The sequence below is a fragment of the Calothrix sp. CBUCES-K 9914 genome, assembly GCF_059640475.1.
The window spans coordinates 1-4,753 of the sequence record NZ_JBXXZH010000431.1; the positions used below are offsets into that span (position 1 = coordinate 1).

The 4,753-nt window shown below is 37.6% G+C and carries 5 protein-coding genes and 1 pseudogene; 3 read left to right on the forward strand and 3 right to left on the reverse strand.

Annotation, left to right across the window (positions count from 1 at the left end):
• Both AC2JBO_RS43200 and AC2JBO_RS43205 read left to right on the forward strand, forming a co-directional pair.
• On the forward strand, nucleotides 1-962 hold a 962-nt coding region (locus AC2JBO_RS43200), incomplete at its 5' end, for a TldD/PmbA family protein (protein WP_496959778.1).
• A gap of 303 nt (nucleotides 963-1,265) precedes the next feature.
• Nucleotides 1,266-1,535, forward strand: a complete 270-nt coding sequence (locus AC2JBO_RS43205; protein ID WP_496959779.1) for a hypothetical protein — start codon at nucleotides 1,266-1,268, stop codon at nucleotides 1,533-1,535.
• A 276-nt stretch (nucleotides 1,536-1,811) separates the two neighbouring features.
• Here the strand turns inward: AC2JBO_RS43205 and AC2JBO_RS43210 are convergent, their stop codons facing one another.
• Nucleotides 1,812-2,546 carry an amino acid ABC transporter ATP-binding protein gene (locus AC2JBO_RS43210; protein ID WP_496959780.1) on the reverse strand — a complete coding sequence of 245 codons (735 nt, stop codon included), beginning with the start codon at nucleotides 2,544-2,546 and terminating at the stop codon, nucleotides 1,812-1,814.
• Nucleotides 2,539-4,020 carry an ABC transporter substrate-binding protein/permease gene (locus AC2JBO_RS43215; protein ID WP_496959781.1) on the reverse strand — a complete coding sequence of 494 codons (1,482 nt, stop codon included), beginning with the start codon at nucleotides 4,018-4,020 and terminating at the stop codon, nucleotides 2,539-2,541. Before AC2JBO_RS43215 ends, AC2JBO_RS43210 begins: the two co-directional genes overlap by 8 nt.
• A 108-nt stretch (nucleotides 4,021-4,128) precedes the next feature.
• Here AC2JBO_RS43215 and AC2JBO_RS43220 point away from each other — a divergent pair, with 108 nt between their 5' ends.
• A complete protein-coding gene (locus tag AC2JBO_RS43220; protein WP_496959782.1) occupies nucleotides 4,129-4,404 on the forward strand; it encodes a hypothetical protein in 276 nt (91 codons plus the stop codon).
• Nucleotides 4,405-4,512: 108 nt separating this feature from the next.
• On the opposite strand, the pseudogene AC2JBO_RS43225 reads toward AC2JBO_RS43220, so the two are convergent.
• A pseudogene (locus AC2JBO_RS43225) lies at nucleotides 4,513-4,753 on the reverse strand (hypothetical protein); the annotation flags it as partial.

Below are 4,753 nucleotides of genomic sequence, written 5' to 3' on the forward strand. Positions count from 1 at the left end.
CTTCAGTTCGCTACGCTGACAGCGCGCAAAAAGTAATGATTGCTACCAGTGAAGGAACGTTTATCGATCAATCTTGGGTTGATATGGAAATGCGCTTCGCTGCAACTGCGAGAAATGGCGAAACTGTACAAACAGGACGTGAGACCACAGGTTCACGTAAAGCGTTTGAAGATTTAAGTAATTTGGACGACCAAGTTAAGGGTGCTGCAACGCGCGCGGTTAATGCTCTATCTTTACCATCGGTTTTGGGTAATACTTATACCGTCGTTATTGATCCCATATTAACAGGCTTATTCGTTCACGAAGCTTTTGGGCATTTAAGCGAAGCTGATATGACGTATGAAAACCCTGATTTACTCGAAGTTATGACAATTGGGCGCCGTTTTGGGAGTGAAGAATTACAAATTTTTGACGGTGCGGCGCCTGCTGGACACAGGGGTAGTTATTTTTATGATGATGAGGGAGTACCTGCGACAACTACACAATTAATTAAAGATGGTGTGTTACTGGGAAGATTACATTCGCGGGAAACTGCTGGGAAGTTAGATGAGGCGCCGACAGGTAACGCCAGATGTTTAAATTATCACTACGCCCCAATTGTAAGAATGACGAATACTTGGATTGAACGTGGTAAAACACCAGTTGAAGATTTATTCAGCGACATCAAAGAAGGTGTATATGCACGAAATTGGTTAGGTGGAATGACCAACGGTGAAATGTTTACATTCAGCGCTGGGGAAGCATGGATGATTCGTAACGGTAAAATTGCCGAACCAGTTAAAGATGTAACATTATCAGGAAATGTGTTTCAAACTTTAGAAGATATTGAAGGTATTGGTAATGACTTTTATTGGGATGAGTCAGGAGGATGTGGTAAAGGTGGACAAAACGGTTTACCTGTAGGTTGCGGTGGCCCCAGTTTGAGAATTCGAGATGTAGTAGTCGGAGGAGAAGCCATTTAAGGGACTTCCAAAAATTTAATTCTCCCGGAATGTGGGGTAGGCATCCTTGCCCGCCTCCTTGTCATTAATTATAAAGGGTTAAGAGGAATGAACCACAAAGACACAAAGGACACTAAGAAAAAAAGAAGAAAGAAAAATTTAATTTTGGGGTGTTGGATAAACGAACCGCAAAGTACGCAAAGTACGCAAAGAAGAAATAGTAAGTGGGGCTATGTCTTTTAACAAGGCTTTGAATACATTTATATATAAAATACGCTACAATCATTAGTACGATTTAATCAACTTTAGGGAGGGATTCAGAGAATGTTTACAATCTCCACTCTAAAAGAATGGACTGAATGGATTGAACTTTTCTCGGAAGCAATAGATAATCCTAATACTTTTTCAGAAGAAACTTGGATGAATATGGAGAAATTAGCAAAAAAAATAATAGCAGTTGCTTCTGTTAAAAATCATAATGAATCTCAAAACAAACATTACAAGAGGCGCCTAAAAAATTCAGCCAACTTTATACTCAGTAAAGCTGAAAGTAACAAATCAAGTACATCTCGGAGACTAGTTATAGGTAAATAATCTTACCAAGAATTATTGGAAGAAAGCCAAAGAAGAATTCATCGAATTGACGAATTAGAGGCAAAAAACGCCGAAGAAGCCAAAATGCAATCAGATATAGTAGATTTTCTTGAAAAATTCCTAAAATAGTATAAAATTCATAAGTATACTTGTTGCAGTTACCAAAATGACCATCGTAATGCTTGACTCACACCCTCTGTCACTTGTATCGCATCCAAGTTCAAAAGAATATTGCTTTAATCCACAGCCTTCAAAGTCGCAGTAGAATCAAAATTATTAAAGCATTTTTTCGAGGAAGATTTTTGCTCGCGCGCATTTGGGATTTGAAAAAAATTCGCTTGGTGTAGTATCTTCGGCTAATGTTCCTTGATCTAGAAACATAATTCTACTGGCAACTGAGCGTGCAAACCCCATTTCGTGAGTGACTATTGCCATTGTGATGCCAGTTTTTGCTAAATCTTTCATAACTTCTAGTACATCTTTAACCATTTCTGGGTCAAGCGCACTCGTTGGTTCGTCGAATAATATCATTTCAGGTTCCATAGCTAACGCGCGCGCGATAGCTACTCGTTGTTTTTGACCTCCTGATAATTTCGATGGGTAAACATCTGCTTTTTCGGATAGTCCAACTTTTTTGAGTAATTCTAAACCTTGTGAGTTTGCTTGTTGCTTAGTAACTTCTTTGACTTTGATGGGAGCATAAGTTACGTTTTGCAGCACTGTCATGTGAGGAAATAAATTAAAGTGCTGAAATACCATTACCAAAGAGGTACGGATTTTGGCTATATTTACTTTGGGATTGGTAATTTCTTGGTCTTTAAAGTATATTTGTCCTTTGGTAGGGCGTTCGAGTAAGTTCATGCATCGCAAAAAGGTTGACTTGCCAGAACCAGAGGGTCCAAGAATCGCAACTACTTCGCCTTTATTGATTTGCGTAGAAATATCTTTTAGTACATCTAGCTTACCAAAAGACTTATATAAAAATTCTGTACGAATAATTGCTTCACTCACTGCGTCTTAACCTTTTTTCTAAGATGAATGCACTTTGTGTTAAACCCATAACTAAAATATAATAAATCAACCCAGCGAATAGTAAAGGCTCAAAGTAAATATATTTATTGGCGCCGACAATTTGGGCACTGCGTAATATTTCCACTACACCAATTGTTGACACTAACGCCGAATCTTTCAATAGCCCGATGGTTTCATTTACCAACGCAGGCAAAATATTCTTCAACGCTTGGGGTAAGATTATATCCTTCATCATCAACCATTTGGGAATACCCATAGATATGGAAGCTTCACTTTGTCCTTTATCTACTGCCAAAATTCCACCCCGAATGGTTTCTGACATGTAGGCGCCGGAGTTGAGTGTAAAAGTTAATACACCTGCTTGTAATGCGGAAATATTATAACCTGTAAGCTGGGGTGTTGCATAATAAACCAAGGCTAACTGTAAAAGTAGTGGTGTACCCCGAAATACAGAGGTGTAAGCATTGGCAAGTGACTGAAGCGGTTTAATATCAGAAATTTTGAGTAAAGATAATACAGTTCCCCAAATTAATCCTAAGAATACAGAGATAATAGTAAACAATAAAGTTAAGGGAATACCTCGCAGAATAAAAGGAATATCTCTACTAATTCTAGTAAAGTCTAAATTTAGTCCCGTTTTAACTTCTGTTGAGGATAAGTTGGCAGTGACTGTGTTTTTAGAAAACCATTTAGTTGCTAGTTCCTTAAGTGTACCGTTATCCTTCATTTTTTGAAGCACTTGATTGAAAGGCGCCACTAAAGGAGAGTTCTTAGCAAAAGCAATTGCTGAACCAGAATTTTCTTGTGAGGGAATTGCATTAAACTCTAAATCTGGGTTGCTTCCTGCAAATCCTTCAGCTACAGTATTTTCGATAATTGCCGCATCAATACGTTTAGACTTAAGTTCTTGGATAGCTTCAGGAACTCGATTAAGTTGCTTGATTTGAATTCCTTGAACTTTTTTAGCAATTTCCTTGAGATTTTTCTCTTGAATGCTTCCTAGTTGCACTCCAACTATTTTACCTGATAAGTCTTGAGCTTTGAGCAGATTGCTACCCTTGGGCGCCACAATTGTATCTAAAGCATTATAATAGATAATAGAGAAATCAACATTTTTTAAACGTTCTGGTGTTGGTGACATCCCAGCCATGATAAAATCAACGCGGTTTGTCACAAGCGCAGGAATTAAACCATTAAAATCAGACTCGATGACATTAAGTTTAAATTTTAATTCCTTGGCAATATAATTAGCAATATCAATATCAAACCCGATAATCTTTCCTGAACCTTCCGTATCGTAATACTCATAAGGTCGATAATCGGGAGAGGTTATCATTGTCAGTGTGTCTTTACCAACTAACGCTTGTAGAGGATTGTTTTGACTGATAATAATGCTAATCGCCAATACTGCCCCAAGAAGTATGTTAAATATAGACTTTTTCCGCTTGTTCATTATCCAATAACGTAGATGCACAGCTTATTATATGGGAATTAAAGAAAACTGGCACTTAAATCCTCACACGCAACACACAAAAGTTACATTTTATACATAAATAGCACAATGATTAAGCATTTGATGATTGTTTTGAGTCTAACTGTACTAACTGGCTTATCTGACGTACAGATGGTGATGCCAGCAACTGCCGCTAACCAAACTAATCTTTTGACCAAAAAACTTTTACTTGCTCAATCTTCAAGCAACCAAACCCCAAAAACTTCATTAATTCCTCACGCGAAAGCAAAGCTGGGTGGTATTAGTCTATCAATGACTGAAGCACTGTTGCTCTTGATTGGGTCAACGATGCACCAAAAGTTACTGGAGTACCCATCCGTGTAGTTGATGGAACTGAATTAAAACGCCTTCTCCTACAAAATACTGATTTGGTATCCAAATATTTTGCTACTAGTAACGGTGCAATTAAAAAAGTCAAATAACTGTAAAAAGTCAATCGACTGTTTCCTTATAAATATTTTCATTATCTTCAATTTCATTATCCTCTTCTTCGCCTTCTTCGTCTTCTTCAAGCAAATCAAGTGCTTCTCTAACTCCAGCAAAGGGTTCATCTGATTCGGAAGATTCTTTTATCTGCTCACTTATGGAAACAACTTTAGGTAGTATAACATGAAATTCTTTTCTCCAACTGGTAATCATAGCTTCAGTCCAGTTAATATCATTATTTACATCC